This window comes from Streptomyces sp. NPDC026538 (assembly GCF_055567535.1).
Map to the genome: position 1 here is coordinate 1,043,585 of NZ_JBVHQG010000002.1, position 23,622 is coordinate 1,067,206.

Consider the following 23,622-nt stretch of genomic DNA (forward strand, 5'->3'; position numbering starts at 1 on the left):
CCCGCCCTCCGCGGGATGATGGCGGAAGCCGCCAGGGCGGCGGAGCCGTACACGACACACACAAGGGTCACTCTGAGTGCCGCCTCGCACCGCATACCGCATGTCCACTGAGCCGTACACCGACCGGGCCCGCCGCACCGCCCTGTTCCAGCAGCCCGCCGCCTGGTGGCCCGCGCTCCGGCGCACGCCGGTGTCCCTGTGGAACGACGACATCACGGACTACGCGGCGGCGCTGACGTACTACGCGATCCTGACCGTGCTCCCCGCCCTGCTGGCGACGGTCCTGGCGTTCGGCCTGATCAGCCCGGACACGGCCGAGGAGTTCATCGGCCACGTCACCGCGTACGCCCCGGCCGACTCCGGTGCCGACCTGCACGCCGTCCTGTCCCACGCCCTGGACACGGACGGCACGGCCTGGCCGCTGCTGGTGACCAGTACGGCCAGCGCACTGTGGTCGGCCTCCAGCTATCTCGCCGTCTGCCGCCGCGCCCTGCACCGTATGCACCGCGTCGAGGACCGGCGCTCGACCTGGCGCAAGGCGCACCGCATCGTGCTGACCGCGCTCGTGGTGCTCGCTCTGCTCCTCGTCGGCTCGCTCACCCTGCTGCTGACCGGGCCGCTCGCGGAGGCCGTCGGCCGGATCCTCGGCATGGACACCACCGCGGCCTGGGCGTGGAGCCTGCTGCGCTGGCCCGTGCTGCTCTGCCTGGTCGCCCTCCTGGTCGTGGTCGTCTTCCACACCGGCCCGGCCGGCGCGCGCCGACGCGGGCACAGCCTGCCCGGCGGCGCGCTGGCCGCCGCACTGTGGCTGGCCGTCTCCGCGGGCTTCTCGTCGTACGCCACGACGCTCGACGCCTACAGCAGGCTGTACGGCTCGCTCTCCGGCAGCGTCGTCTTCCTCGTCTGGCTGTGGCTGTCGAATCTGGCGCTGCTCACCGGAGCGCAGTTCGCCGCGGAACTCGCCAAGCCGGCCGGCCCGGCGACCCCGCCGTCGCGGGGGCGCTAGCGGACCCGGGTGGGTCAGCCGCGTTACCCGGACCTGCCTCCGGGAAGTACGGCGAGACGCAGAACTCCTTCGCGGTGCGGGCGGTCCCGGACGCGTCCGGCCGCAGCAGGGGGCAGTGGCGTCCGCCGTAGGTGTTGTGCACCTCCGCGACCGCACAGCGCGGTTCCCCGGGGCGGCCCTGACGCCAGTACAGGGTGAGCGGGTTGAACACGTGTCCGAGCATGCGCGCGTGGGTGCGCATCACCACCCGGCCACCGTCCAGGTGTACGCCGTGACCGGCGAGGAAGTCGTCCAGGCCGGCCCGGATCGAGGACCGGTCGCCGGTGAAGTGGTCGCGTGGGTCGACACGGGCCAACGGCCGCAGCGGAAAGGGCAGGTGGGGCGGCCTGTCGGGGTCGTTGAGCCACATGTACGCGCGGTGGCGCAGCGCGTATCGCCGGGGAGTGGTGTCCGCACGTGCCCGATCATGCAGGCGTAGAGAGCCGGTACGGCGTTCACCGGCGCACTCCCGGCGCCGCGGCGGCCTCGACGCCGGAACGGCACCGTCCTCGTGGACTCCCCGGCCGTGGTGGGCGCCCGCGACCGCGCGGACATCACCGGCCAGTTCGGGCAGGCGCTGCCGTGGCGCCGAACGCGGGCGGCGGAGCCTACGGCGGCACACCGTGCGCTCCGCTTGCCGGGCCGGACGCCGTACGTCTGACCGGCGGGTCAGGAGGTGAGGATGGAGATGCCGTCTCCGAGCAGCTTCAGCCCGAGGACGAAGAACAGCACGGCCATCACGGCGACATTGTGCTGGGCTGCCCAGTCCTTCCAGTTGCCGAGCGTGGTCTTGGCTTTCTCTCCGCCGAGGAGGAAGACCCCCAGCGGCGCCAGCAGGCCGAGGGTGGCGATCACGACGAAGATCGCCAGGGAGCCGATCTGCTGCCCGACCGGTATTCCGGCCGAGCCGATCGCGGCGCCCGCGGCGATGGTCAACGGGGCGTTCTTGGCGTTGAGCGAGGCCAGGGCCAGCCCGAGTGCGAAGATCTTGACCGGCGTGAGGCGGTCGATCGCGCTCATCCACTTCGGCAGTTGGGCCTGCGAGGGATCCTTCGGACGTCGGTGCCATTGCCGGGCGCCGAACAGGACGAGGAACAGGCCCAGGGCGAGTTTGAGGGCTCCCACCCAGGTGGCCGGGTGCTTGTGGGTGGAGGCACCCGCCGGGGAGGCGATCGCCAGCATCACCGCGCCCAGTATCGCGAGTCCCAGGATCCAACCGACGGTGAAGAGAACGCCGTTGAGACGGCCCCGAGGCGTCGCGAGGATGAGGATGATGGCGATGATCGGGAGCGGGCTGACCGCGACGGCGGCCGCGAAACCCAGTACGTCACCGAGAACTTTGCCCATGGTTGCCTCCGCGTGGGGTCTGGGTGGCGATCCGGTCGGGTCGGGGCTCGGCGCGAGAGGGGCCCTCGACCGCCTCGGCAGTGCCTGGGCCGGGGTGCGACCGGCCGCGCCACTGTCTTCACGGCCGTGCGGAAATGGCTGCCCGAGAATGACGACGACGTACGACCGACTCGGCACGTCCCGCCGTTCCATCTTCCTGCGCCCGGCCGGGTCTGTCCTCGGGAGCCTCTCGGGAGGTGCCGACCACTGTGCCCGGGCCCCGGATGCGAGGCGGCACGGTCGCGGTGACGATTGACGTGTGAGGGCGACGGCGCCTCATGTCCGGGCTCCTGGTGACCCTCGCACCGATCCGTGGCGGGAGAGTTCCACGATGACTGCGACGACAGGTGCAACCCAACCGGCTCACCCCGAGCGCCCGGGCAGGTCGGACGGGGTCTGCAGGGAGTTCACCGTTTTCACCGAGATCAAGCCGGGCCATGCGGATGCGTTGCGTGAGGACCTCGCCACGCTCTCCGCCGCGGCGGATGACGAGAAGGTCCATGCGGCGGTGCGCCAGATCGGCACCCTGCATGACGCACGGCATGTGATCTTCGACAACGACACCCGGTTCATGTTCGCCAGCGTCTTCGACGGCTCCTGGGACAACTACATCGACGACTTCGCCAAGACGGTGGTCGGGGAGCGCTTCGACAAGGTCTTCTCGCACAGCGTCGGGTTCCCCGGCGTCACCGACCCAGGGGCGAAGGACTGGTTCGTCGCCCACCAGGAACCCGCGGGGGTCTTCGTCAGCGCCTATCCCGACCTGACCGTTCAGCAGATCTACAAGGACCACCGCGTGGACGACGCGTTCCAGGAGGTGCTGGACACCCCCCAGTTCCGGGCGGCGCTGGAGAACCCGGCCAACGCGGAGTTGGTGTCCACGCCGGCCTTCCAGAAGCTGCTGGAGGAGGCCTCGGCCTAGAACCGGACACGGCCGGCCCCAAAAGAACCGACCCGAACTTCGGTGGCCCGCGTCGGCGGGCGCGGGCCCGTCAACAGCAGGGCTGCCCAGGCAGAGACCGATGTGGGAGGCACAAGCGATCATGAACCCCGCGGACAGCAGCAGCGCGGTCGGCGTACGCGTCGAGATCGACGACGTCCAGAGCGGGGCACTGCGCCCACGGCCCGTGCCCTATCAGGGGGAGTTCGTCTTCCTGCGTGTCGATGACCGCCGTGCCGGGCGCGACCTGCTGCGGCGGCTGCTCCCGATTGCCTCGGGTGGCCTGCCCGGCGAGGACCGGAGCAAGGATGCCTGGGTGGCTGTGGCGCTCACCTACCAGGGGCTGAAAGCGCTGGGGGTGCCCCAGGAGTCGCTGGACAGCTTTCCGCGGGCGTTCCGCGAGGGCATGGCCGCGCGCGCGGAGCTGATCGGCGACGTGGGCGAGAGCGCACCGGCCCACTGGGAGGCACCGTTCGGAAGCGGCGACGTCCATATCGCGTTGAGCGCCCTCTCCTCGGATGCGGCGCAGCTGGACAGGGAGCTGGCGCGGGCCCGTGTCGCCTACGAGGACACGCCCGGTGTCGAGGTGATCTGGCAGCAGGACGTGCACCAGCTCCCGACCGGGCGCACCACCTTCGGCTTCCGCGACGGCATCAGCCATCCGAACATCGAAGGCGTCGGACTGCCCGGCTCCAACCCGCAGGAAGCCCCCATCAAGGCCGGGGAGTTCATCCTCGGCTACCCCGACGAAACCGGCAATCTGCCGCCCATGCCCAGCCCCGACGTGCTGGGCCGCAACGGCACCTACGCGGCCGTGCGCAAGATCCACACCAACGTGGCGGCCTGGCGCCGGTTTCTGCGCGCGAACAGCGCCGGCGCCGAGGAGGAGGCACTCCTGGCGGCGAAGATGGTCGGGCGCTGGCCCAGCGGGGCGCCGCTGGCGCTGGCGCCGGAGCACGACGATCCGGAACTGGCTGCCGATCCGCACCGCGTCAACAACTTCCTGTACCGGGAGAACGACGACCGGGGCTACCGGTGCCCCGCCGGTGCGCACATCCGGCGCACCAACCCCCGCGACGCCACCATCATCGGCGACGCGCGGATGCACCGCCTCATCCGCCGCGGCACCACCTACGGGCCGCCGCTGCCCGAGGGCGTGCTGGAGGACGACGGCGCCGACCGCGGCCTGGTCGGCGTGTTCCTCGGGGCCCACCTGGAGCGGCAGTTCGAGTTCATCAAGGCCGAGTGGGTCAACGACGGCAACTTCATCGGCTACCCCGGCGAGCAGGATCCCGTGGCCGGGCACCACGACGGGACCGGCAGCGTCACCATCCCGGAGAAGCCGGTCCGGCGCCGCCTGCAGAACCTGCCCGGTTTCGTGGTCACGCGCGGCGGCGAGTACTGCTTCGTGCCGGGTCTGCGTGCCCTGCGCTGGCTCGCCGAACTGGAGGGCTGACAGCCGCTCCAAGCCCCTGAGGTCGATCACGCTCTCCGAGGAGAGGCCGCAGCCATGGCAGAACAGTTCGTCCGCTACACGCCCGACGTCGAGGACTACGCCCCGGACTTCGACCGCGACGTGCAGACGGTGATCGAGAAGACCGAGGGCTACATCGCCGAGTCCGTCGGGGCCGGCGGCACCGGGCGGGCCCTGCGCGACGCCCATGCCAAGGGCTACGGGCTGGTCCGGGGGGAGGTGGAGATCCTGGCCGGGCTGCCCCCGGAGTACGCCCAGGGCATCTACGCGACCCCGGGAACCCACGACGCGCTGATCCGCTTCTCCAACGGCTCGCCCCACGCCGGAGCCGACGCACGACTGGGCGCCGCCACCGGACTGGCACTGAAGATGTTCGGCATCCCCGGCCCGACCCTGCTGGAGGACGAACCGGACTCGGGCACCTTCGACTACGCCAACATCAACGGACCGGTCTTCTTCTGCAACACGGTCGAGCACTACCTGTTCATCCAGGAGCTGTTCCTGAACGCGCCGGCCTACTTCTCCCAGGGCCGCCCCGGAGCGCATCGTTTCTTCACCGAATTCGTGACCGGAAAAGGAACGCTGGAACAGGACGACTGGGCGTGGGACGAGTTCCTGGCCTTCCTGCGCCTGTCGAAGACGCCTCCGGTGAACATACTGCTGTCGAGCTACTGGACGATGGGCGCGGTCCGGCACGGCGACTACATCGCCAAGGTGCGCATCACTCCCGACCCGACGTCCGCCGCCGGGGTGGTCCGTCGCACCCTCGACCCGACCTCGGCGGCGGAGGTCTTCCGGCCTGCCCTGCAAGCGGAGTTGCAGGAGGGGCCCTACGTCTTCGACATCCAGGTCCAGCTCTGCACCGACCTGGAGCGCATGCCGGTGGAGGACACCACCGTGGAGTGGCCCGAGCAGCTCTCGCCGGCCTTCACCGTGGCGAAGCTGCGGCTGCCGCAGCAGGACATCTCCGAGCCGGAGAACCTGGAAAAGATGGACTCGCTGTCCTTCACGCCCTGGCGGGTCACCGCCGAGCACGCGCCCCTGGGCAACATCATGCGGGCCCGCAAGGAGGTCTACCGGCGATCCTCCATCGAGCGCCACAAGCTCAACCAGCAGCCCCGCACCGAGCCCCGAAGCATCGAGGACGTACTCGGCCCCACCGCATGAGCCCCGGATCGAGCGGCCCGGCCCCCCGTGGCCCTGCTGTTCGCCCCGGCGAAGAACGACGAACAGCGGCCCTCAGCGACCACCTTCCCGGCCATCTTCCCGACCGCGGGCGGCTACCGGCGGCCGCGGGCGGATGATGGGCGGTATGCGCATCCGTATCGACGCCGTGGACCTGCCCGGCCGCACCCGTCCGGCCCCCGCCGGCTCCGACGGCCCCGCGTACGCCGGCATCCATGTCGCCGTGCAACGCCGTGACCGTCCGGCCGAACTTCTCGCACCACAGCCCGGCGACGCCGCGACCGCGACCTGGACCCTGGAGTGCACCGCGACCGCCACACCCGCCGGCATCGACGTGACAGGCCCGTACGTGCAGGACCGCCTGGGCCGCAGGTTCGTGTACCTGTCCTGGTGCACGGCCGACGACTCGGGCGTCTTCGCCATGTTCCGGCGCACCAAGCTCATGCTCGACGCCGTCCCCGCCGACGTACTCGCCGCCGCCGCGCACCACGGACTGCTGGTCGGCCGCCTCGGCCTGACCGACGCGGACGGCGGCCCCCGGTACGCACGCGTCGAGCCCCCGCTCATCACCTGGACCGCCGGATCCGGCGACCCGGAGTGACCCGTGCTCAGCTCCCGGGACGGTCACAGAGGTCGAGGATCTTGGTGAACGGTCTGCGGAGCAGTACGGCCACGGGGGCGCTGTCCTCCTTCCTGTACCGGGCCAGTGCGGCGCGGGCGGTGGCCGTGTCCTGGTGGGGGTCCCGTCCTTCGAGGACGGCTTTCAGGGCTCGTCCGGTGGCCTCGGCGGCCGGGAGGAGAGCGGCCCGGGCCCGGCAGAGGGCCGGGGTGGGTCCGTCGCGCGCGGTGAAGAAGTCCACCTCGGCGGCCAGGTCGAGGAGATGGGGCGCGGCCTGGGTGGCGCGGTCGATCCGGTCGCGCAGTTCGGTCACCTCGGTCCGGTGGCGCCGTCGCAGTGGATTGAACCGCATGGCCTTTTCCGCTTCCCGGGCCTTGTCCGCGTAGCCGGGCAGCCGGTCCGCCTCCGCTTGCGCGTGCCTCCGGTTCGCGTACGCGGCGTCCGGTGAGCCGATCGCGTGTGTGCTGCGCAGGAGGCCCTCCGTCAGGTCGCCCGCACACTCGCGTGCCAGGGTCGCGGCCTCCTGGTGGGGGTCGCGCGGCCAGAGCAGCGGAGCGAGGACGGCGGTGACCGCGCCGCCCAGCGCGTTCTCCCACAGCCGGGCGAAGCCGTAGGAGTCCGGCGAGGGGTTGGCGAAGACCAGGAGTGAGGTCACCGCGACCTGCACGTTCAGTGTCGTGCCGGAGGTGATGACGGTCCCGCACAGCAGGGCCAGGCCCATCACTACGGCGAGGACGGCCGTGGTCGGCTGGAAGAAGTGGACCACGGTGACGCCCAGGGCCACTCCGGCCATCACGCCGAGGATCCTCAGCAGCAGCGCGGTCAGGGAGGAGGCGGAGTCACCGCGCAGGCTCAGGACCGGGACGATGGCGGCGAACACCGGCGGCTGAACGGCACCGGCCCACAGCGCGACCTGCCAGCAGACCACCGCGATCACCAGAATGCGGGCCGCCGTCGGCCCCTGCGCCCGGAGCCTGGAGCGCACCCGCGTCCACGGCGAAACGCCCGTCACCTGCCCACCATAAGCACACGCCGCGACCCACGCCCGCCGGTGCACGCCCCGTGGAGCGGTGGCTCAGGCCGCTTCGCGTGCCGCCCGGGTGAGCTGGTCGACCTCTTCGGGGTCGAGGGTGAGCCGGGCGGCGCCGACGTTCTCCTCCAGGTGCGCCACACGGGAGGTGCCGGGGATCGGCAGCATGACCTCCGTGCGGGCCAGCAGCCATGCCAGCGCGACCTGACCGGGGGTGGCCTCGTGCCGCTTGGCGATCGTGTCGACGAGACGGCCCGGCTCGACCAGCTCGCCCGCGGCGACGGGCGCCCACGGGATGAAGCCGATGCCCTCACGCGTGCAGTGGTCCACCACGTCCTCCGACGTGGAGTCGGTGAGGTTGTAGCGGTTCTGCACGGTGACGATCTCCGCGATCCGCCGGCACTGCTCGATCTGGTCCACCGTGACCTCGGAGAGCCCGATGGCCACGATCTTGCCCTCGTCCTGGAGCTGCTTCAGCTCGCCGATCTGGTCCTCCAGCGGCACCTTCGCGTCGATGCGGTGGAGCTGGAACAGGTCGATACGGTCCAGGCCGAGCCGCCGCAGGCTCATCTCGAGCTCCTGCCGCAGGTATTCGGGCCGTCCGAGCGGGGCCCACTCGTCCGGGCCCGAGCGGGCGAGGCCCGCCTTGGTGGCGATCAGGACGTCGTCGGGATACGGGTGGATCGCCTCCCGGATGATCTCCTCGCTGACATGGGGACCGTACGAGTCGGCGGTGTCGATCAGCTGGACGCCGAGGTCGACGGCACGGCGGACGACCCGCCGGCACTCCTCGCGGTCGGCCGGTTCGCCCCAGATGCCGGGTCCGGTCAGCCGCATCGCCCCGAAGCCCAGCCGGGCCACCTGCTTGCCCGCTATCTCGAAGGTCCCTGACTCGTGTGCGATCAGCGTGTCTTCGGCCATGAATTCCACGCTACTCCCGCACCGGGAATCCGTCTGGGCGCAGCCGTACCGGCCCGGGGGCCGCAGCCGCCCGGCGGGGCACACCCGGGGGGTGTGCCCGGCCGCCGCTGCCGGTCTACCGCATCGCCCCCGGCCGCATGGGCTGACGGGGCGTCAGGACGGGTTCTTCCACGGGCCGGCGCTGGGTCCGTAGGTAGCCGTAGACCACCGAGGCCATCGCCAGCAGGAGAAGCGGGCCGGACGCCCACGGGTGCCTGGCCATCTCCAACGGCAGCCAGCGGTACGACACCAGGAGCGCGGCGAAGACCGTCACGCCGTAGGCGGCGAACCGGAGACCCGGCCGGTCCCAGCCGCGGTCGAACGAGCGCAGCGTCGCCTCGACGGTGAGCGTGAACACCACGCCGGCGACCAGGTCCACGCCGTAGTGGTAGCCGAATCCCAGCGTCGCCGTGAGCGTGGCGACCAGCCAGAACGCGCCGGCGAAGCGCAGCACGCGCGGTCCGCTCCGGGAGTGGATGAAGATCGCGACGGCCCACGCCGTGTGCAGGCTGGGCATGCAGTTCCGCGGGGTGAACGCGTCGAACGGCATGGGGTGCGGGGGATCGACCGGTGGCGTCGCCCGCGGCCACAGGTCGGCCACCTCCCAGTGGCCGCCGTCGAGGCCGTGCCCGCCGGGCGGCGCGTCCGGCCACAGGCTGACCGAAGCCCAGTGCTCGACGCCGGTGCCGTAGGCGAAGACCGGTCCGACCACCGGGAAGATCATGTAGACGGCCGGCCCGATGAGGCCGATCACCAGGAAGGTGCGCACCAGGTGATGGCGGGGAAAGCGCCGTTCGGCCGCCACGTGGCGCAGCTGGTACAGCGCGACGACGACGGCGGCCACGGCGAGCTGGCCGTAGACGATGTTGAGAAGGTTGAAGCCGACCGGACCGGTGGCGGTGACGAACCTGCCCACCAGCCACGACGGTTCGCCCAGCGCGTGATCGGCGGTGGCCACGTACTGGTCGAGCACCGTCGGACGGGTCTTCGAGGTGAGGAGCAGCCAGGTGTCGCCGGTCTTGCGGCCGGTCACCAGCAGCAGGCCCAGCCCGACGCCCTTGAGCAGCAGGACGCGTTCCCGGCCGGTGCGGCGGGTGACCGCGATGACCGCGTGGCCCAGGATCACCCACAGCGCACCGTTGCCGAAGGGGTGGCCGTCGGTCGCCTGGGCGCCGAGTGCCCACCGGACCGTCGCGATGGCGATGTCGATGCCGATCGCGACAGCGGCGGCGGCGAACCGTTGCCGCCAGGTGAGCACCGTCATCATCAGCGCCAGGCCGGCGTACAGCAGGAAGCCTGATTTGGGGGCGAATATCACCTCCCGCGCCTGGTTGGTGATCGGCCCCGGCAGGCCGTAGCGTCGTGCGGCGATCTCGAGTGCCAGGAGGAACCCGAGGGCCGCGACGCCCGCCACGGCCCAGAGTCTCAGCCCCGGTCTAGGCCCCGGGGAGGGCGGTGTTCCGTCGCTTCTTCGCGAAGGACCCCGCGATGGTATGGATCTCAATTTCCGGCCGATTTGTTAGATGACGACACCTGTCCGATGAGGGAAGACGGAAAGATCGCCCGCCAGGTTCCGGCCTCGTTCAGGAAAGACCCCCGGATTGTTCACCCAGGGGTCTTTCGGGGCAAGACCGTGGATGGGTCAGCCGGCCTGTGACGGGGTCTGCCTGATCCCGTCGACGACGGCGCGGACCATGACGGCGTTGGTGAACGTCACGGTGCCCGGCTTGATGAGGGCGTCGGCGCCGCTGTTCCGCTTCACCTGGACCGAGCGCTCACCCAGGAAGACATCGCTCTTCCTGTCGAAGATCCACTCCTCGCGCTCACCACTGGTCTCGTCGAGCCGGGCCACCGCGACGCCGTGCCGGCCGGCCGCGTCCACCGCGTCGTCCACGACGACGACGCCGGGGATCTTCGCGGCGGCCTTGAAGAGCGCCGGGTAGAGCTTCGCCGGGGGGTAGCTCTCGCCGAGCAGGTCACCGATGGTGGTGAACGCCTCCTGGTCGGGGGAGTTCCCCTGCCCCTTCGTCTCCTGGTAGATCTTGGCCAGCAGGGCGTCGGGGTCGGTGGTCAGCCTGGCCAGGTAGTCGTACGAGGGTGCGTTCAGGCTCGCCTTCGGGGTGTTGCCCTGCTCGTCGGGCAGGCTCAGGGTCTCGCCCTCGCTGCCGTCGTTGACGGCCGGGTCGATCAGCCACCCCTTGGTGCCGTCCGCGGACTTCCACACCTGGCGGGTGTGCAGCTCGTGGCCGGCCAGGGTGGTGCCGTCGTCGGTGGACTTCAGGAACGTGTCGGCCGACTTGGACTCGATGTAGACGTACTGGCCGGGCTTGACGTCCGGGTGGGACGTGTCGGCCGCCGCCAGCGCGATCCGGTCGAGCAGCTGCGGTACGCCCTTGCTGGTCGCGGCGCCGACGGTGGTGGTCAGTGCCGGTCCGGTGGCGACGCCTTCGTCCTTGACGCCGTCGCCGCCACCGGAGGCGGCCACCCCGGCGACGACCACCCCGGCGAGGGCGGCGGCCAGCGCGGGCAGGGCGATCGCGGGTCGCGGCAGCCGCAGCCGCCGGGTCCGCGGCCGGTCCGCCGGGTGCTCGGCGGGGTGCTCCGCCGCCTGGGTCTCGTGAATCCGGGCCATCATGCGCTCCTTGTGGAACTGGTGACGGCCCGGCGGCAGGTCGCGTGTCGTCCGGTCGAAGAGCCGGTCGCTCTCGTCCCGTTCGGCAGCGTTCTGCCGGGACGTGTCCGCGTTCATCGGTTTCCTTCCTGTGCGGGCCGGATCGCGTTTGCGTGATCGCCTCTTGTCTGTCGGCCGGGGCGGCCGCCTTCCCGTTTCCCGGGACTTGTTCCGATATTTTTCCCGGCCGCCTCTGCCACGGCCGGATCCGCCAACTGCCTTGCATGGAGCGGTGGTTGCTGTCTGACCTGCGCGGCCTCGGCCAGCTTGCGGAGCTTCTTGCGGGCGCGGGAGAGCCGGGAGGCGACCGTGCCGACCGGGATGCCGAGCGCCTCCGCGGCGGCCTCGTAGTCCAGGCCCTCCCCCAGGCACAGCGCGATGACCTCGCGCTCCGGGCGGCGCAGCGACGCGAGCGCGGTGAGTGCCCTCGCGAGGCGTTCCCGGTCGTCGAGCCGGTCCGCCACCTCCTCGGCGTGGTCGGGCACCGACAGCTCGGCCGCGGCGGCCGCCGTCGCCGCCGCCCGGTAGCGCCGGTTGCTCCGGTACTGGTTGCGCGCCGTGTTGGTGGCGATGCCCAGCAGCCACGGCCGCAGGGAACCACCCGTCGGATCGACCTTCTCGCGCAGCCGCCACGCCTCCATGAAGGTCGCGGCCATCACGTCCTCGGCCGTCGACCAGTCGGCGGTCAGCCGGAAGGCATGGTTGTAGACCGCGCGGGCGCAGGTGTCGAAGAGCTCGGCGAACGCGCTCGAATCCCCGGCCCGTATCCGGGTTCGCATAAGAGTGCTCACCTCATTGAGCTGTGCGGCACCCGGCACCGACTTCCCGTGACCTGTGTCACACCCGCCTCCGGTGCGCCCTCCCGCGCGGCGGGGACTCATCATGCCCGAGGGGCGACGGGACCAGGAGGCCCGGCAGGTTCGCCGTGGACGGCGGTCACCGGTCTTGCCTCCCCGCAGGTCGAGGCAAGGGCCGGCAGGAGGCGCAGCACGGCCTGCTCACGAACATCGCCGCCGAGGCGGGGGTCCCGCTCAGCACCGTGTCCAAGGTGGTGCACCGGCGCCGGGACGTCGGCGCGGCGACCCGGGACCGGGTCGAGGAACTGCCGGCACGGCACGGGTACGTCCGCCCGTGGGAGCGGAATCCCGAGACGCCCCGGCAGATCATCGTCGTCTTCCGCGACCTGTCCGGCCCGTACACCCTGGAGGTCGCCCGGGGGATCGTGGACGCGGCCGGTGAACTTGGCATCGACGTGGTCACCGGCACGACGAGCCGACGGTCGATCTCCGCGTGGCTGGAGGAGTGCGTGGCGCTCGGCGCGGCGGGGCTGGTGACCGTGATCTCGATGCTGGCCGAGGAGGACCAGCGGCGGATCGTCGAACAGCGCGCCGGTCGTGCTGATCGACCCGCTAAGCGCCTCGAACGGCTGGCGCACCGCGCTCAGCGGCGGAAAAGGCGCGCGGGTCAGCGTTCCCCGAGGTGAATTTCGAAGCCGTCCTCGAAGTCGTCGCCGAGGTCGTCCCCGAGATCACCCGCCGCGGCCGCCATGAGCGATTCCGCGGCGTCCTCGGCGGTGTCCGGAGGCACGACCACGAGGTCCCAGCGTCCGCGGCCGGGGGCGAGCAGGACGACGGTGTGCGGGGCGTTCGCCGCCAGGGCTCTGCGTAGTCGTACGACCTGGTTGGAGACGAGTATCCGGCCGGGCGTCGTGGACCACACCGCCCCGTTGACGGTGACGCTGGTGATATGGCCCCAGTCGCGCGGCAACCCGGCCAGCAGCCGCGGGAGTTCCACGAGGAGGTCGTAGGAGCGCGGCCACCATGCTCCGTCGATGGGCCGGGGCAGGTCGCCGTGGGGCGCCAGGTGCAGGCGGAGGACGGGGTGGGAGGGAAGCGCGGGCTGCAGCGCGGTGGTCATGAGACTCCTGCCAACTGGCTTAGGTGGAGGGGTGGTTGCCGTCAGGCGCGACGCGCGGCGACCCGGTCCGGCGTCGGCCAGCGCACGTCGTACACCCAGCCGAGGCGTTCCAGGAGGCGGATGACGGCGGCCGACGGGTCGATCTGGCCGCGGTCGACGCCGTGCCGGGCGCTGGTCGGGTCGGCGTGGTGGAGGTTGTGCCAGCTCTCCCCGAAGGAGAGCAGGGCGAGCGGCCACAGGTTGGTGGCGCGGTCGTGCCGGCGGGTCCGGAAGGGGCGTTCCCCGATCATGTGGCACAGGGAGTTGACGCTCCAGGTGACATGGTGGAGCAGCGCGATGCGGACGAGTCCCGCCCACAGCAGGGCGGTCAGGCCGTACACCCAGCTGCCGCCGATGGCCCAGCCCGCCCCGAACGGCAGGGCCAGGGTGAGGAGGCACAGCAGCGGGAAGGCGCGCGAGACGGCCCGGATGTCGGGGTCTGCGAGCAGGTCCGGGGCGTAACGGTCGGCGGGAGTGCGGTCGTTGCGGAACAGCCAGCCGATGTGGGCGTGCAGGAGCCCGCGCAACTGGCCGCGCAGGTGTGTGCCGTAGCGGTACGGGGAGTGCGGGTCGCCGGGCCGGTCGGTGAAGGCGTGATGGCGGCGGTGGGTGGCGACCCAGCCGATGACGTCGCCCTGGAAGCTCATCGAACCGGCCACCGCGAGCGCGATGCGCACGGGACGTACCGCACGGTAGCTGCCGTGGGTGAGACCGCGGTGGAAGCCGACCGTGACGCCCAGGCCGGTGACCGTGTAGAAGACGGCGGCGAGCAGGATGTCGGCGGGGTGGACGAGACGGCCCCACAGCAGCCAGCCGACCAGGCCGAGAGCCACGAATGGCAGGACGACGATCACCGCCGTCACGGTCACGTACAGCCGCTCCCCGCCGTCGCGCGCGGGCGCCGGCCCGTCCGGCGGGAAGGGCGAGACGCCGTCGTAGCCCCGGGGCGGCTCGGCGGTGTCCGGCGGACTCGGAGCGACGGGGGCGGTGGGGGTTATGGGGGTGGATGGCATGGCGGCACTCCTTGACCTGGGCGAAGGCCGCTGGGAAGGAGGTGCGGCCGGGGTCACGGACTGCCCCTGGGGGATGGGTGGTGTGCTGGGGACGACCTGTCGGTAGGCACCACACCCTCGCTCCCCCCAACGTACTCCCTCGTACTCCGTCTGGGCGGGATACCAGGAGTGCGTCGGCCGGCGCCCGTCGGCCGGACGCGCCCGGGCCGGCGCCGCGTTGACACCGGTCGTCGCCGGACATTGACTGGCAGGACGACCGAGGGCCGGGCCATGAAGGGCAGCGTCGACCGGGCCCCCGGAAGCCTGGAGCAGGCCGTCGAGAAGATGACGCGAAGGGTGTCTTCAGGCGGTGCCCCCCATCGCAACGGAAGCGGTACACACGACGATGTACGACCAGACACGCGCCCAGCAGCCCGCAGGCCGGCCCCCGGGCTCCGACGGACGCCGCACCTCGGGCCCGGAGCCACTGCTCCCCCCGGAACAACGGGACGAGATCGTGCGCCGCCTCGGACATGCCGTCAACACCTTCGCGGACACCCCGCGCGAGGCTCTGGAGGAGGCCGAGGGCGCCTTCGACGAAGCCGCCGCCCAGCTCACGAAGGCCCTTGCGGAGCTGCGGCAGGTCCTTCGCACGGGCTGGCAGGACCGGGAGCCCGAGACGGACTCCGCCGAACTCCGGGACGCGCTGAGGCAGTACCGGGAGATCACCCAACGGCTGCTGCGCACCTAGGGCCTGCCTGACCATTCCCGTCTGCCTCGCGGCGACGACGGGAATGGTCGGACAGGCCCTAAGGCTGTCCGGCGCAGGCCGGGGACTCACCCGGTCGCGGGCGGGGCCGCGGGACATGCCGGAGTAGAGTGGAAGATCCGCTCCGAGTCCCTCTCATACCGGGACACCGAACTCCGAGGTCGCCGTGCAGCCCATGCAAACACCCTCGGACGGGAATGCCGCGGTCCGCATCGTCGCCGCCTCGCCCGAGGTCGCCCGCCGGGTGGCGGAGGTACTGCGCCACTGCTTCGACGCCACGGAGCAGCGCAGCTATCCCGCGGGCCCCGACGGAGGAACCCGCCTCGACCTCACCGTCGACACCACCCGCGCGGCAGAACCCGCACGGTCCTGGCTCGAGACCAGCCAGTCCGGGCAGCGGGCCGCCGGCGGAGGTGGGACGGCGTCCGGGAACGGCCCCTCCGGCGCCGTCGCGGAGTAGCGTTGAGTCACCGGGAGCATTTCGCACACCGACTCCGATGCCGGTGCCGTTCCCGGTGAGCGACGACACCGGGCGGCTGCCCTTGCGCAGGGGTCCGGAGACGGGTCCGCGCAATGTCCGCCAGCACGCCTCGTGTCTCTCCACGGCCCGTTCCCTTCAGTCCCTTCAGTCCCTCCGGTTCGTCCGGTCCGGATGATCCGTCTGGCACCTCCGGTCCCTTCAGGGTTCCGACCGCGCGTCTCGCGCTGAAATCCGTGAGCCCTTCCCGTGCGGCCGCCGGGTTGGACGGCGCCTGGTGGCCCCGTTCACGTGACCTGCCGAGCGAGCTCTCCGCCTTGGCGGATGTGCTGGATCCGCTCTGGGGACGGATCACCCGTATCGCGGTCAACCCCCGCCACTGGCCGGTCCTGCCACCCAGGATGTCCGCCAACGGCCATGTGGTGAAGGTCGGTTGGTCCACCTCGGAGCTGGATCCGCACGAGATCCTGCTGCTCTCCTACACCACGGGCCGCTGGGACCTCCTCGTGATCCCCCCGGAAACCGGCGCACTCGCGGCCGCCCGGCTGATGGCCGCCGCGAGTGCGGACACCGGCCCGCCCATGACCGCGACCAGGCTCATGACGGCGGAACGAGCCCACGGTCATGCCGACGCGTCAGGGGCACGGCTCGTGACGACCGGGAAGGACACCGGCTGACCCGGCGGGGCGCCCGGGACGCTGTGGCCCCGGCGTGTTCTGCTCCGCGGTACGGCCGTTCCCGGCCCGCCGGGGCGCGTTCCGTGCGCCGGCGGCGACCGTGCCGTGGGGCGGGCACTCGGGAGGTGCCGGAACGGATTGTCGTGTCGGCCGTGCGGCCGGGCTCCGGCCGGGGGACCATCGGACACTGGTGGGTCGGTTTCCCTGACGTGCCCGCGGTCTCCGGTGCGGGGTCGCGACGGCTGGAGGGTGCGTGGTGGCGGGTGCGTGGTGCAGGGGCGGTGCCCGGCGCGGGGGACGAGGGGCGGGCGGGGCCGGCGGCCGGGCCGGGTTTCTGGCGACGGGTCGTCGCCCAGCTGAGCACGGCCGTGATGGTGGTGGATCCGGCCGGACAAATCGTCGCCCTCAATCCGGCCGCCGAGCGGCTGCTGGGCCGTGCCGCCACCGAGATGCGCGGCAGGGACGCGCACGATCTGCTGCACCGGGACGCGGGCGGCGGACCGCTCCTGCGGGAGCGGTGCCCGCTGCTCCAGGCGTTGGCCGAGGAGGCCGCCGCGCGTGGGGAGGGCGACAGCTATCTGCGCGGTGACGGGCGCCTGATCACGATCTCCTGGTCCGCGTCCCCCTTGTGGGACGGCGGCTCCTTCAAGGGCATCGCGGTGATGTTCACCGACGTCACGGGCGACCACGGCGCGCGCCGGGAACGTGCGGCCTATACGAGCGCCCTGGAGGACCTCAACGAGCGGCTGACGCTCGTCGCGGAGATCACCGACGTACTGGGCCAGACCCTGGAGACGGACGAGGCCCTCGCCCGGCTGGGGCGCCTGCTGGTTCCGCGTCTGGCCGACTGGGCGGCGGTCGACCTCCGGACCCGTTCCGGGCAGGTCCACCGCGTGGCGGTGACCGGTCCCACGGGCCGGGATGCCGCACTGGAGGGCGGCCGCGAGCGGCTTCCCGATCCCGGGGAGGGGGACCACTCACCTCTCGTCCGGGTGCTGAACAGCGGTGATCCCATGCTTCAGGACGAGGCCCGGACGGCCGCGCCGCCCGGCTCTCCCCTGGCCGCGGCGCACAGCGGGTTTCTGCGGAGGGTGGGCGCGAGGTCCGTCATCACGGTGCCGCTGGGTTCCGGACGCCAGATCACCGGCGCCCTGACGCTGGTGCGTACCGACCCGGCACACCCCTTCGACACCGCCGACCTGGGGGTGGTGAGCGACATCGGTCACCGGGTCGGCCTGGTCATCGACAACGCACGGCGGTTCGGCCGCCAGCGCGCCGTCGCCGAGGCCATGCAGCGCAACCTGCTCGCCCCGCTCCCCCAGCCCGGCCGCCTGCGGCTGGCCGCCCGCTACCAGCCCGCCCCGGCCGGCTCCCAGGTCGGCGGTGACTGGTACGACGCGTTCGAGTTGAAGGACGGCACGCTCGCGCTGGTCATCGGCGACGTCGTGGGCCACGACCTGACCGCGGCGGGCGGGATGGCCCAACTGCACGGCATCCTGCGCTCACTGGCCTGGGACCGCACCGAGCCGCCCGGCGCCGTCGTCGCCCGTCTCGACGACGCCATGTCCGCCATCACCACCGTCTCCATGGCCACCCTCGTCCTCGCCCGGATCGAAGGTCAGCCGGACACCGGGCCGTGGACACTGCGGTGGACCAGCGCCGGACATCCGCCGCCCCTCCTCCTCACCCCGGGCGGACACGCGCACTACCTCGAAGCCGGACAGGGAATCCTTCTCGGCGCCCCCCTGGGTACCGAAGCGAGCCGCCCCGACGCCACGCAGTCCCTGCCACCGGGCTCCACGCTGCTCCTCTACACCGACGGGCTGGTCGAGGTCCCCGGCAGCGACCTCAGCACCAGCCTGGGCGTGCTGCGCCACCACGCTCTCGCACTCGCCGGGGAACCGCTGGACACGCTGTGCGACCAGCTGCTCGCCCGCATGCCGCCAGGCAGCACCGACGACGTGGCCCTCCTCGCCCTGCGCCTGCCGGCTCCGTGACCCGGTCCCGCGCTCGGACCGAGACTCGTACCCTCCGCTCGGTCGCGGCCGACCAGCGATCGAGGAGCCGATGAGCCCACCGACCCGGCGCACCCGGACCGAACCCGCGGCCACGGCCCGCCTCGATGTCAGGCGCCGCGACTGCGCGACGTGGTGGTCACCGCCGTGGTGGCGCCGCGCATGCACACCACGGACGCCGGAGGTGTTCAGCCGGCGTCCGGCCCGGGGGTCGGAAGGCTTTCCGGGATCCCGACCGGCCTCCCGGCGTCGGGAACGGGCAGGGCGGCGTCCGCCGCGGCCGGTGCCGGCTTGGGGAGGAGACGAGGGCGGCCGAAGCGACGCATCGCGGGGACCTCGACGAGGGTGTGCAGAACCCAGGCCAGGCACCAGGAGACCACGTACGCGGTGACGCCGAGGGCGATGGCGGCGGGGGTGCTCCACTGACGCTTCGCGCCGAGCGCCACATGGCCGAAGTTGAGGATCTGCCAGTGCACCAGGTAGAAGGCGAAGGAGAGTTCGCCCAGCCGCACCACGGGACGGCTGCGGAACGGTGAGGACAGTCCCTTCATGTCCGCCGTGGCCGCAGCGGCGACGACCAGGGCGATCGGGGCTCCGGTGGCCGCGACGAAGCTCCACGGCTCGGGCACGTTCGAGGCCAGCAGGTAGCCGCAGAACAGCAGGCCGAGCGCCGGATAGAGGCCGAGACGGATCCACTTCCCCTCGATGACGATACGGGCCATCACCATGCCCAGCACGAAGTCCAGGGCGCGCACCGGCGGGAACATCTGGATGAACCACACGTGCCGGGCCGGAATCGTGTAGAACATCGGCCGGTCCGGGAGGAGTTCGGCGACGAAGGGCACCACCCACATGGCCGCCGCCAGACCCGCCGCCCACCACCACAGGCGCTGCGGACGGATTCGCCCCACCAGTTTGTGCAGCAGCGGGAAGCAGAGGTAGAAGACCACCTCGCAGGCCATCGACCAGCTGACGAAGTCCATGCTGAAGGTGATGTCCATCGGCGGGAACCACGGGTGGATCAGGAAGAGGTTCGGGATCGCGCTGCGGGCCGCGATCGGGATGCCGAGCGCCAGCATGGTCACAGCGGCCAGGGCCCAGGCGACCACGTGGTTGGGGTAGATCTTCGCGGTGCGGCGGCGGTAGAAGCGTCGCAGCGGCTCACCGGGCTTGGCGACCATCGTCAGGATGAAGCCGCTGAGCACGAAGAAGAACCCCACCTGCATGGGACCGGCGCGGCCGACGAGTCGGCTGTACCACTCCCCCACCTCGGTGTCGCGGAAGGGGAACTGGTAGGCGAAGTGGAAGAGGAAGACGATCGAGGCGGCGACGAAGCGCATGCCGTCGAGGGCGGGCAGCCACGAGGTGCGCGGGCCGCTGCGCGAGAAGGCCATCGGGATCAGCTCCGTTCGAGGGCGGGTTGCGGGGCGGTCCGGCCGGGCGCCGGGGCGGGACGCGGGACGAGCACGACGCGGCCCCGTTGCACCCGGTCCTCGATCAGCCGGTGGCCGGTGGCGGCCTGGTCGAGCGGGAGGCGGACGTGCACCGCGGGCCGCAGGGTGCCGTCGCCGAGGCGCCGGGTGAGCTCGGCGAGCCCGGCGCGGTACTGGTCGGGACGGGCGGCGCGCCAGGCCGAGAGGGAGAAACCGGTGACGGTCTTGAGAGCGATGAGGTCCATGACGGACACCCGCGGGATGTCGGTGCCGCCGCCGGCCGAGCCGTAGAACACCAGGCGCCCGGCCGGGGCGAGGGCCCGCACACCCGCGAGCAGGACGTCGCCGCCGATGCTGTCGAGGACGACGTCGGCGCCGCGGCCGCCGGTCGCCGCACGGATCGCGTCGGGCCAGTCGGGGCGGGTGGGGTCGATGACGGCGTCAGCGCCGAGGCCGGCCGCGAACTCCCGTTTGGCGGGCGTGCTCGCGGCGGCGAGGACCTGTCCGGCGCCGGCGGCCCGGGCCAGTTGGACGGCGAGGTGGCCGATGCCGCCCGCCGCCGCGTGCACCAGGACGCTCTCGCCCTCGCGCAGGCCGGCGGTGGCCAGGATGCCCACGGCGATGGGGCCCGCGCCGGGCAGCACGGTCGCCTCGGCGGCGTCCAGCTCCACGGGCACGGGCACCAGGGAGTCGGCCCCGGCCACCATGTGGTCGGCGTAGGCGCCCTGCATCAGGAAGGCTCCCACCCGGTCGCCGACGCGGACGCCGGCGGTGCCCGGCCCGAGCTCGGCCACGGTGCCCACGACGTCACCGCCGAGCAGCAGGGGCAGGGTCGGGTGCCACATGGGGGCGGGGAAGGTGTCCGCGCGCATCTGGGTCTGGGCGAACCCCACGCTGACGGCCTCGGCGGTGATGAGGACCTCGCCGGGGCCGGGTTCGGGGGTCGGTAGTTCGCGGGGGCGCAGGACGTCGGGGCCGCCGTATGCGTCGAGCGGTACGGCGAGCATCCTGCGGGGGACGGCGGTCATGGCGTGTCTCCGGACGTTCCGACGAGGCCGAGAGGAAAAGGGGAGCGACTGTGGGTTCACCACGGCACGGAGCCATGGGCCGACTGGAAGGTTCCGGTCGGGCCGTCGTCCGGCAGCAGGGCCAGTCGCAGGACGGTCTCCGCGGCGTCCGCGGGCGAGCCGGGGCCGGAGTGGCCGTTGAGGTCGGTGGCGACGTAGCCCGGTTCCACGGCGTTGACCTTGATGCCGTCGAGGCGCAGGGCGTGGGCGTACTGCAGCGTCACCGCGTTCAGGGCGGCCTTGGATGTGCCGTAGGCCAGCAGTTGGTAGGGCGCGAGGCGTTCGGGCTGCTGGGCGTTGACGGTCTGGGAGCCGAGGCTGCTGGAGAGGTTGACGATGCGCGGCGCCGGAGAGCGGCGCAGCAGCGGGAGCAACGCGGTGGTGACGGTGACCACGCCGAAGACGTTGACCTCGTAGGTGCGGCGCAGGTGGTCGGCGGTGGCCTCGGGAACGGGGATGCCCGCGTCGAGCAGCACGCCCGCGTTGTTGACGAGGAGGTCGAGCCGGCCGGCCGTCTCCTCGACGGCGGCCGCGGCGGCCTTCGCGGAGTCGGGGTCGGTGACGTCGAGCTGGACGTACCGGACGTCGGCGCCCTCGGCCGTGAGGGCGGCGGCCGCGGCCCGTCCGCGTTCCCTGTCGCGGGCGGCGAGGAAGACCGTGGTGCCGAGGGTGCCGAGGCGGCGGGCGGTGTGCAGGCCGATGCCCTTGTTGGCGCCGGTGACCAGGGCAACGGACGGGATACGAGCAGCCGGGGTCATCGGGTTCCTCCCACCCGGGTCGCGGGCGGCTGTTCGAGGTAGACGGTGTCGTGGGCCTCGACGAGTTCGGCGATGCGCCCGCGGTCGGTGGGGCCCGGCGCGGCGAGCAGGTCGGCCAGGCCCTCGAACATCAGCTCGGCGCCTCCGGGGGTGGTGACGAAGAGCATCCGGCCCTCGGTGTCGCCGACGTTGCGGAAGCCGTGTCCGATGCCGCGGGGGGCGTAGACGACGGTTCCGGGAGCGGCGCGGTGGAGGCTCTCGCCGACCTGGATGTCGTAGCGGCCCTCCAGGACGTAGAACACCTTGTCCGTGTGGCGGTGGTAGTGGAAGGGCGGACCGCCGCCGGCGGGTGTGGTCACCTCGAACAGGGAGAACAGGCCGCGGGTGTCGGCGCCGCGCAGCAGGAACCTGCCCCGTTCGACGGTCCACTCGACACAAGGGGTCTCCTCGGTCACCACGAACCTGGGCGGTGCGGAGACGGAGTTGTGGGTGCCGGTCATGATGCTCCCGCAGGACTTCGAACTTGATCGAACATTACGATGATGTTGGAACACTGCTGCGAGGCGGAGTTATGCTCGCCTCCATGAGCGATGTGGTGTTTCATCCGCCGGTGCAGGAGCTGGTCCTGACGAAGGTGCTCGCCGCCCTCGCCGAACCGGCCCGGCTGGCGATCGTGCGTGCCATCGCCCGCACCGGGGAGACCGGGGTGTCGTGCACCCAGATCCAGCGGGACGCGGGAATCGAGATCGGCAAGTCGACGATGTCGCACCACCAACGCGTGCTGCGGGAGTCCGGGGTCACCCGCACCCGCATCGAAGGCTCCCGGCGGATGCTGACCCTGCGCCGCACCGACCTGGACCGCCGCTTCCCCGGCCTGCTCGACGCGGTGCTCACCGAGAGCGACGCGGTCGTCGGGGCGGCCGCCGTCTGAGGCACCCGGGCGGCCGGTCACGGGGACTCCAGCCTCGACGCCGCGTAGGCGCGGGCGGCCGGTTCCCAGCGCAGTACGGCGTGCCCGGCCGCCGCGTGGACGTCCCGCCAGTAGCGCTGCAACGGCTCACTCTCGTGCTGCGCCCGGGCACCGGACGAGCGCAGCAAGCCGTCCACGGCCGCCACCAGGAGGTCGACCGCCAGCGCGTGGTCCCGCTGCGCGCGGGCCGTCGCGGCGGCATCGGGGCGGCCCTCGTCGGCGTCGGTGGCGGCCCGCGTCAGCAGCAGCCGCGCGGCGTCCGTCTCCCCCGCCGCCCGGGCCAGCGCCAGCTCCTCGGTGGCGGCGGTGTCGCCTGACATGCCGAGTCCGCCGGCACGGGCCGCGCGCCGGGCGGCCTGGCTCGCGGTCCAGGCCGCCAGGGCACCGTCCAGCGCGCCCAGCGCGGGCGCCGCGAAGGACAGTCCGCTCACACTCTTCAGCGGCACCTGGTGGCAGTGCGCGTCCGACGCCTCGGGCCGCCCCGCCAACAGGGCCTCCCGGGCGAAACTGTGCCCGTACGGCACGAAGACCTGCTCGGCCAGCACCAGCGTGTCGCTGCCGGTGCCACGCATGCCGACGGTGAACCAGGTGCGCTCGATCTCGTAGGCGGAGCGTGCGACCAGCAGGAAGCGGACCTCCCGGCCGTCGCCGTCCACCGGGACCGGGCAGCACAGCAGGGCGTGGTCCGCGTGGTCGATGCCGCTGACGAACGCCCAGCGACCGCTCAGCAGCCAGCCGCCGGCGACCGCCGTGGCCTCGCCGCCCGGCAACAGCGCGCCGACCACCAGGGCGTCCGGGTTCCCGGCCCACACCGCACGCTGCCCGGCCTCCGGCAGAAAGCCGGCCATCCGGCCGAGCGAGGCAGCGATCGACGCCACCCAGGCGGCGGACGGGTCCGCCGCGGCGACCTCGGCCGTGGTGTCGAGGAACCATCGGAACGTGCCCTGCGTGCCGCCCCAGCGGGCCGGCACGAAGTGGCGCGCGAAACCGGCCTCGCGCACGGCCTGCGCCACCTCCGGCGCCGGCTGCCGGTCGGCCTCCGCCTTGTCTGCGTGGTCCGCGGCGAGAGCGACGAGACGCTCCGCTGGGTTGGGGCCGGGCATTCGGCACACCTCCTTGTGAGGACTGGGCGCCAGCGTGTGCGGCCCGGCTCGAAACGACCTCGACCGCGGCTAGGGCCGGTGGACAGGGGCGAGC

25 protein-coding genes are annotated in these 23,622 nt (G+C 72.3%); 11 read left to right on the forward strand and 14 right to left on the reverse strand.

The window, feature by feature from the left end; all coding sequences use genetic code 11:
• Positions 1 to 100 precede the first annotated feature (100 nt).
• A complete protein-coding gene (locus ACZ4N4_RS11600; protein ID WP_467587067.1) occupies positions 101 to 1,006 on the forward strand; it encodes a YihY/virulence factor BrkB family protein in 906 nt (301 codons plus the stop codon).
• Here the strand turns inward: ACZ4N4_RS11600 and ACZ4N4_RS11605 are convergent.
• Positions 933 to 1,415: a DUF1365 family protein gene (locus ACZ4N4_RS11605; protein ID WP_467587070.1), complete on the reverse strand. Its 483-nt coding sequence runs from the start codon at positions 1,413 to 1,415 to the stop codon at positions 933 to 935. The two genes, ACZ4N4_RS11600 and ACZ4N4_RS11605, sit on opposite strands and share 74 nt — an antisense overlap.
• 299 nt (positions 1,416 to 1,714) lie before the next feature.
• Positions 1,715 to 2,392, reverse strand: coding sequence for a GAP family protein (locus ACZ4N4_RS11610; protein ID WP_453566047.1), 678 nt, complete (start codon positions 2,390 to 2,392; stop codon positions 1,715 to 1,717).
• A 370-nt stretch (positions 2,393 to 2,762) separates the two neighbouring features.
• Between ACZ4N4_RS11610 and ACZ4N4_RS11615 the strand changes: the two genes are divergently transcribed.
• The 4 genes from ACZ4N4_RS11615 (at position 2,763) to ACZ4N4_RS11630 (ending at position 6,631) form a co-directional block, all read left to right on the forward strand.
• Positions 2,763 to 3,353, forward strand: coding sequence for a hypothetical protein (locus tag ACZ4N4_RS11615; RefSeq protein WP_453566045.1), 591 nt, complete (start codon positions 2,763 to 2,765; stop codon positions 3,351 to 3,353).
• Positions 3,354 to 3,474: 121 nt separating this feature from the next.
• Positions 3,475 to 4,827, forward strand: a complete 1,353-nt coding sequence (locus tag ACZ4N4_RS11620) for a Dyp-type peroxidase (protein ID WP_467587072.1) — start codon at positions 3,475 to 3,477, stop codon at positions 4,825 to 4,827.
• 54 nt (positions 4,828 to 4,881) lie between these two features.
• The gene (locus ACZ4N4_RS11625) at positions 4,882 to 6,012 is read left to right on the forward strand and encodes a catalase family protein (RefSeq protein ID WP_467587074.1); all 1,131 of its coding nucleotides are present in this window, start codon (positions 4,882 to 4,884) and stop codon (positions 6,010 to 6,012) included.
• Between the two features lie 145 nt (positions 6,013 to 6,157).
• Entirely contained in the window at positions 6,158 to 6,631 is a 474-nt protein-coding gene (locus tag ACZ4N4_RS11630) for a DUF5990 family protein (RefSeq protein WP_467587077.1), read from the forward strand.
• A gap of 7 nt (positions 6,632 to 6,638) precedes the next feature.
• On the opposite strand, the gene ACZ4N4_RS11635 is transcribed toward ACZ4N4_RS11630, so the two are convergent.
• The 5 genes from ACZ4N4_RS11635 to ACZ4N4_RS11655 form a co-directional block, all read right to left on the reverse strand.
• Complete coding sequence (locus ACZ4N4_RS11635; RefSeq protein WP_467587080.1) at positions 6,639 to 7,661, reverse strand: FUSC family protein; 1,023 nt, start codon at positions 7,659 to 7,661, stop codon at positions 6,639 to 6,641.
• A 63-nt stretch (positions 7,662 to 7,724) separates the two neighbouring features.
• Positions 7,725 to 8,600, reverse strand: coding sequence for an aldo/keto reductase (locus ACZ4N4_RS11640; protein WP_467587083.1), 876 nt, complete (start codon positions 8,598 to 8,600; stop codon positions 7,725 to 7,727).
• A 115-nt stretch (positions 8,601 to 8,715) separates the two neighbouring features.
• Complete coding sequence (locus ACZ4N4_RS11645) at positions 8,716 to 10,053, reverse strand: phosphatase PAP2 family protein (protein ID WP_467587085.1); 1,338 nt, start codon at positions 10,051 to 10,053, stop codon at positions 8,716 to 8,718.
• A 228-nt stretch (positions 10,054 to 10,281) separates the two neighbouring features.
• Positions 10,282 to 11,388 carry a CU044_5270 family protein gene (locus tag ACZ4N4_RS11650; RefSeq protein ID WP_453566031.1) on the reverse strand — a complete coding sequence of 369 codons (1,107 nt, stop codon included), beginning with the start codon at positions 11,386 to 11,388 and terminating at the stop codon, positions 10,282 to 10,284.
• Positions 11,385 to 12,089 carry an RNA polymerase sigma factor gene (locus ACZ4N4_RS11655; RefSeq protein WP_467587088.1) on the reverse strand — a complete coding sequence of 235 codons (705 nt, stop codon included), beginning with the start codon at positions 12,087 to 12,089 and terminating at the stop codon, positions 11,385 to 11,387. The genes ACZ4N4_RS11650 and ACZ4N4_RS11655 overlap by 4 nt, the downstream gene beginning before the upstream one ends.
• 146 nt (positions 12,090 to 12,235) lie before the next feature.
• Between ACZ4N4_RS11655 and ACZ4N4_RS11660 the strand changes: the two genes are divergently transcribed.
• Positions 12,236 to 12,793 carry a LacI family DNA-binding transcriptional regulator gene (locus ACZ4N4_RS11660; RefSeq protein ID WP_467587090.1) on the forward strand — a complete coding sequence of 186 codons (558 nt, stop codon included), beginning with the start codon at positions 12,236 to 12,238 and terminating at the stop codon, positions 12,791 to 12,793.
• On the opposite strand, the gene ACZ4N4_RS11665 is transcribed toward ACZ4N4_RS11660, so the two are convergent.
• Both ACZ4N4_RS11665 and ACZ4N4_RS11670 read right to left on the reverse strand, forming a co-directional pair.
• Positions 12,775 to 13,227, reverse strand: coding sequence for a DUF5994 family protein (locus ACZ4N4_RS11665; RefSeq protein ID WP_467587093.1), 453 nt, complete (start codon positions 13,225 to 13,227; stop codon positions 12,775 to 12,777). The genes ACZ4N4_RS11660 and ACZ4N4_RS11665 overlap by 19 nt on opposite strands.
• A 41-nt stretch (positions 13,228 to 13,268) precedes the next feature.
• A complete protein-coding gene (locus ACZ4N4_RS11670; protein ID WP_453566024.1) occupies positions 13,269 to 14,279 on the reverse strand; it encodes an acyl-CoA desaturase in 1,011 nt (336 codons plus the stop codon).
• 385 nt (positions 14,280 to 14,664) lie between these two features.
• Between ACZ4N4_RS11670 and ACZ4N4_RS11675 the strand changes: the two genes are divergently transcribed.
• The 4 genes from ACZ4N4_RS11675 (at position 14,665) to ACZ4N4_RS11690 (ending at position 18,179) form a co-directional block, all read left to right on the forward strand.
• Positions 14,665 to 15,009, forward strand: coding sequence for a hypothetical protein (locus ACZ4N4_RS11675; protein ID WP_467587698.1), 345 nt, complete (start codon positions 14,665 to 14,667; stop codon positions 15,007 to 15,009).
• 193 nt (positions 15,010 to 15,202) lie between these two features.
• On the forward strand, positions 15,203 to 15,487 hold the full coding sequence (locus tag ACZ4N4_RS11680; RefSeq protein ID WP_467587097.1) for a hypothetical protein: 285 nt from the start codon (positions 15,203 to 15,205) through the stop codon (positions 15,485 to 15,487).
• Positions 15,488 to 15,741: 254 nt separating this feature from the next.
• A complete protein-coding gene (locus ACZ4N4_RS11685) occupies positions 15,742 to 16,182 on the forward strand; it encodes a DUF5994 family protein (protein WP_467587099.1) in 441 nt (146 codons plus the stop codon).
• A 263-nt stretch (positions 16,183 to 16,445) separates the two neighbouring features.
• Positions 16,446 to 18,179, forward strand: coding sequence for a PP2C family protein-serine/threonine phosphatase (locus ACZ4N4_RS11690; protein ID WP_467587102.1), 1,734 nt, complete (start codon positions 16,446 to 16,448; stop codon positions 18,177 to 18,179).
• A 206-nt stretch (positions 18,180 to 18,385) separates the two neighbouring features.
• Here ACZ4N4_RS11690 and ACZ4N4_RS11695 read toward each other — a convergent pair whose 3' ends face one another.
• From ACZ4N4_RS11695 to ACZ4N4_RS11710, 4 genes are read right to left on the reverse strand one after another with little or no spacing between them, the layout of a single operon-like run.
• Positions 18,386 to 19,591 carry an acyltransferase family protein gene (locus tag ACZ4N4_RS11695; protein WP_453566012.1) on the reverse strand — a complete coding sequence of 402 codons (1,206 nt, stop codon included), beginning with the start codon at positions 19,589 to 19,591 and terminating at the stop codon, positions 18,386 to 18,388.
• 5 nt (positions 19,592 to 19,596) lie between these two features.
• Positions 19,597 to 20,658: a quinone oxidoreductase family protein gene (locus ACZ4N4_RS11700; RefSeq protein ID WP_467587105.1), complete on the reverse strand. Its 1,062-nt coding sequence runs from the start codon at positions 20,656 to 20,658 to the stop codon at positions 19,597 to 19,599.
• A gap of 56 nt (positions 20,659 to 20,714) precedes the next feature.
• The gene (locus ACZ4N4_RS11705; RefSeq protein ID WP_467587108.1) at positions 20,715 to 21,455 is read right to left on the reverse strand and encodes an SDR family NAD(P)-dependent oxidoreductase; all 741 of its coding nucleotides are present in this window, start codon (positions 21,453 to 21,455) and stop codon (positions 20,715 to 20,717) included.
• The gene (locus ACZ4N4_RS11710; RefSeq protein ID WP_467587110.1) at positions 21,452 to 21,955 is read right to left on the reverse strand and encodes a cupin domain-containing protein; all 504 of its coding nucleotides are present in this window, start codon (positions 21,953 to 21,955) and stop codon (positions 21,452 to 21,454) included. Before ACZ4N4_RS11710 ends, ACZ4N4_RS11705 begins: the two co-directional genes overlap by 4 nt.
• An 83-nt stretch (positions 21,956 to 22,038) precedes the next feature.
• Between ACZ4N4_RS11710 and ACZ4N4_RS11715 the strand changes: the two genes are divergently transcribed.
• Positions 22,039 to 22,386, forward strand: coding sequence for an ArsR/SmtB family transcription factor (locus tag ACZ4N4_RS11715; protein WP_450767881.1), 348 nt, complete (start codon positions 22,039 to 22,041; stop codon positions 22,384 to 22,386).
• Between the two features lie 17 nt (positions 22,387 to 22,403).
• Here the strand turns inward: ACZ4N4_RS11715 and ACZ4N4_RS11720 are convergent, their stop codons facing one another.
• A complete protein-coding gene (locus ACZ4N4_RS11720) occupies positions 22,404 to 23,528 on the reverse strand; it encodes an acyl-CoA dehydrogenase family protein (RefSeq protein ID WP_467587113.1) in 1,125 nt (374 codons plus the stop codon).
• Positions 23,529 to 23,622 lie beyond the last annotated feature (94 nt).

Coding starts and splice junctions, on each gene's coding strand:
- ACZ4N4_RS11600 (WP_467587067.1), top strand. CDS start 101: ATGTCCACTGAGCCGTACACCGACCGGGCCCGCCGCACCGCCCTGTTC.
- ACZ4N4_RS11605 (WP_467587070.1), bottom strand. CDS start 1,415: ATGTGGCTCAACGACCCCGACAGGCCGCCCCACCTGCCCTTTCCGCTG.
- ACZ4N4_RS11610 (WP_453566047.1), bottom strand. CDS start 2,392: ATGGGCAAAGTTCTCGGTGACGTACTGGGTTTCGCGGCCGCCGTCGCG.
- ACZ4N4_RS11615 (WP_453566045.1), top strand. CDS start 2,763: ATGACTGCGACGACAGGTGCAACCCAACCGGCTCACCCCGAGCGCCCG.
- ACZ4N4_RS11620 (WP_467587072.1), top strand. CDS start 3,475: ATGAACCCCGCGGACAGCAGCAGCGCGGTCGGCGTACGCGTCGAGATC.
- ACZ4N4_RS11625 (WP_467587074.1), top strand. CDS start 4,882: ATGGCAGAACAGTTCGTCCGCTACACGCCCGACGTCGAGGACTACGCC.
- ACZ4N4_RS11630 (WP_467587077.1), top strand. CDS start 6,158: ATGCGCATCCGTATCGACGCCGTGGACCTGCCCGGCCGCACCCGTCCG.
- ACZ4N4_RS11640 (WP_467587083.1), bottom strand. CDS start 8,600: ATGGCCGAAGACACGCTGATCGCACACGAGTCAGGGACCTTCGAGATA.
- ACZ4N4_RS11650 (WP_453566031.1), bottom strand. CDS start 11,388: ATGAACGCGGACACGTCCCGGCAGAACGCTGCCGAACGGGACGAGAGC.
- ACZ4N4_RS11655 (WP_467587088.1), bottom strand. CDS start 12,089: ATGCGAACCCGGATACGGGCCGGGGATTCGAGCGCGTTCGCCGAGCTC.
- ACZ4N4_RS11665 (WP_467587093.1), bottom strand. CDS start 13,227: ATGACCACCGCGCTGCAGCCCGCGCTTCCCTCCCACCCCGTCCTCCGC.
- ACZ4N4_RS11670 (WP_453566024.1), bottom strand. CDS start 14,279: ATGCCATCCACCCCCATAACCCCCACCGCCCCCGTCGCTCCGAGTCCG.
- ACZ4N4_RS11675 (WP_467587698.1), top strand. CDS start 14,665: ATGTACGACCAGACACGCGCCCAGCAGCCCGCAGGCCGGCCCCCGGGC.
- ACZ4N4_RS11680 (WP_467587097.1), top strand. CDS start 15,203: ATGCAAACACCCTCGGACGGGAATGCCGCGGTCCGCATCGTCGCCGCC.
- ACZ4N4_RS11695 (WP_453566012.1), bottom strand. CDS start 19,591: ATGGCCTTCTCGCGCAGCGGCCCGCGCACCTCGTGGCTGCCCGCCCTC.
- ACZ4N4_RS11700 (WP_467587105.1), bottom strand. CDS start 20,658: ATGACCGCCGTCCCCCGCAGGATGCTCGCCGTACCGCTCGACGCATAC.
- ACZ4N4_RS11705 (WP_467587108.1), bottom strand. CDS start 21,455: ATGACCCCGGCTGCTCGTATCCCGTCCGTTGCCCTGGTCACCGGCGCC.
- ACZ4N4_RS11710 (WP_467587110.1), bottom strand. CDS start 21,955: ATGACCGGCACCCACAACTCCGTCTCCGCACCGCCCAGGTTCGTGGTG.
- ACZ4N4_RS11715 (WP_450767881.1), top strand. CDS start 22,039: ATGAGCGATGTGGTGTTTCATCCGCCGGTGCAGGAGCTGGTCCTGACG.
- ACZ4N4_RS11720 (WP_467587113.1), bottom strand. CDS start 23,528: ATGCCCGGCCCCAACCCAGCGGAGCGTCTCGTCGCTCTCGCCGCGGAC.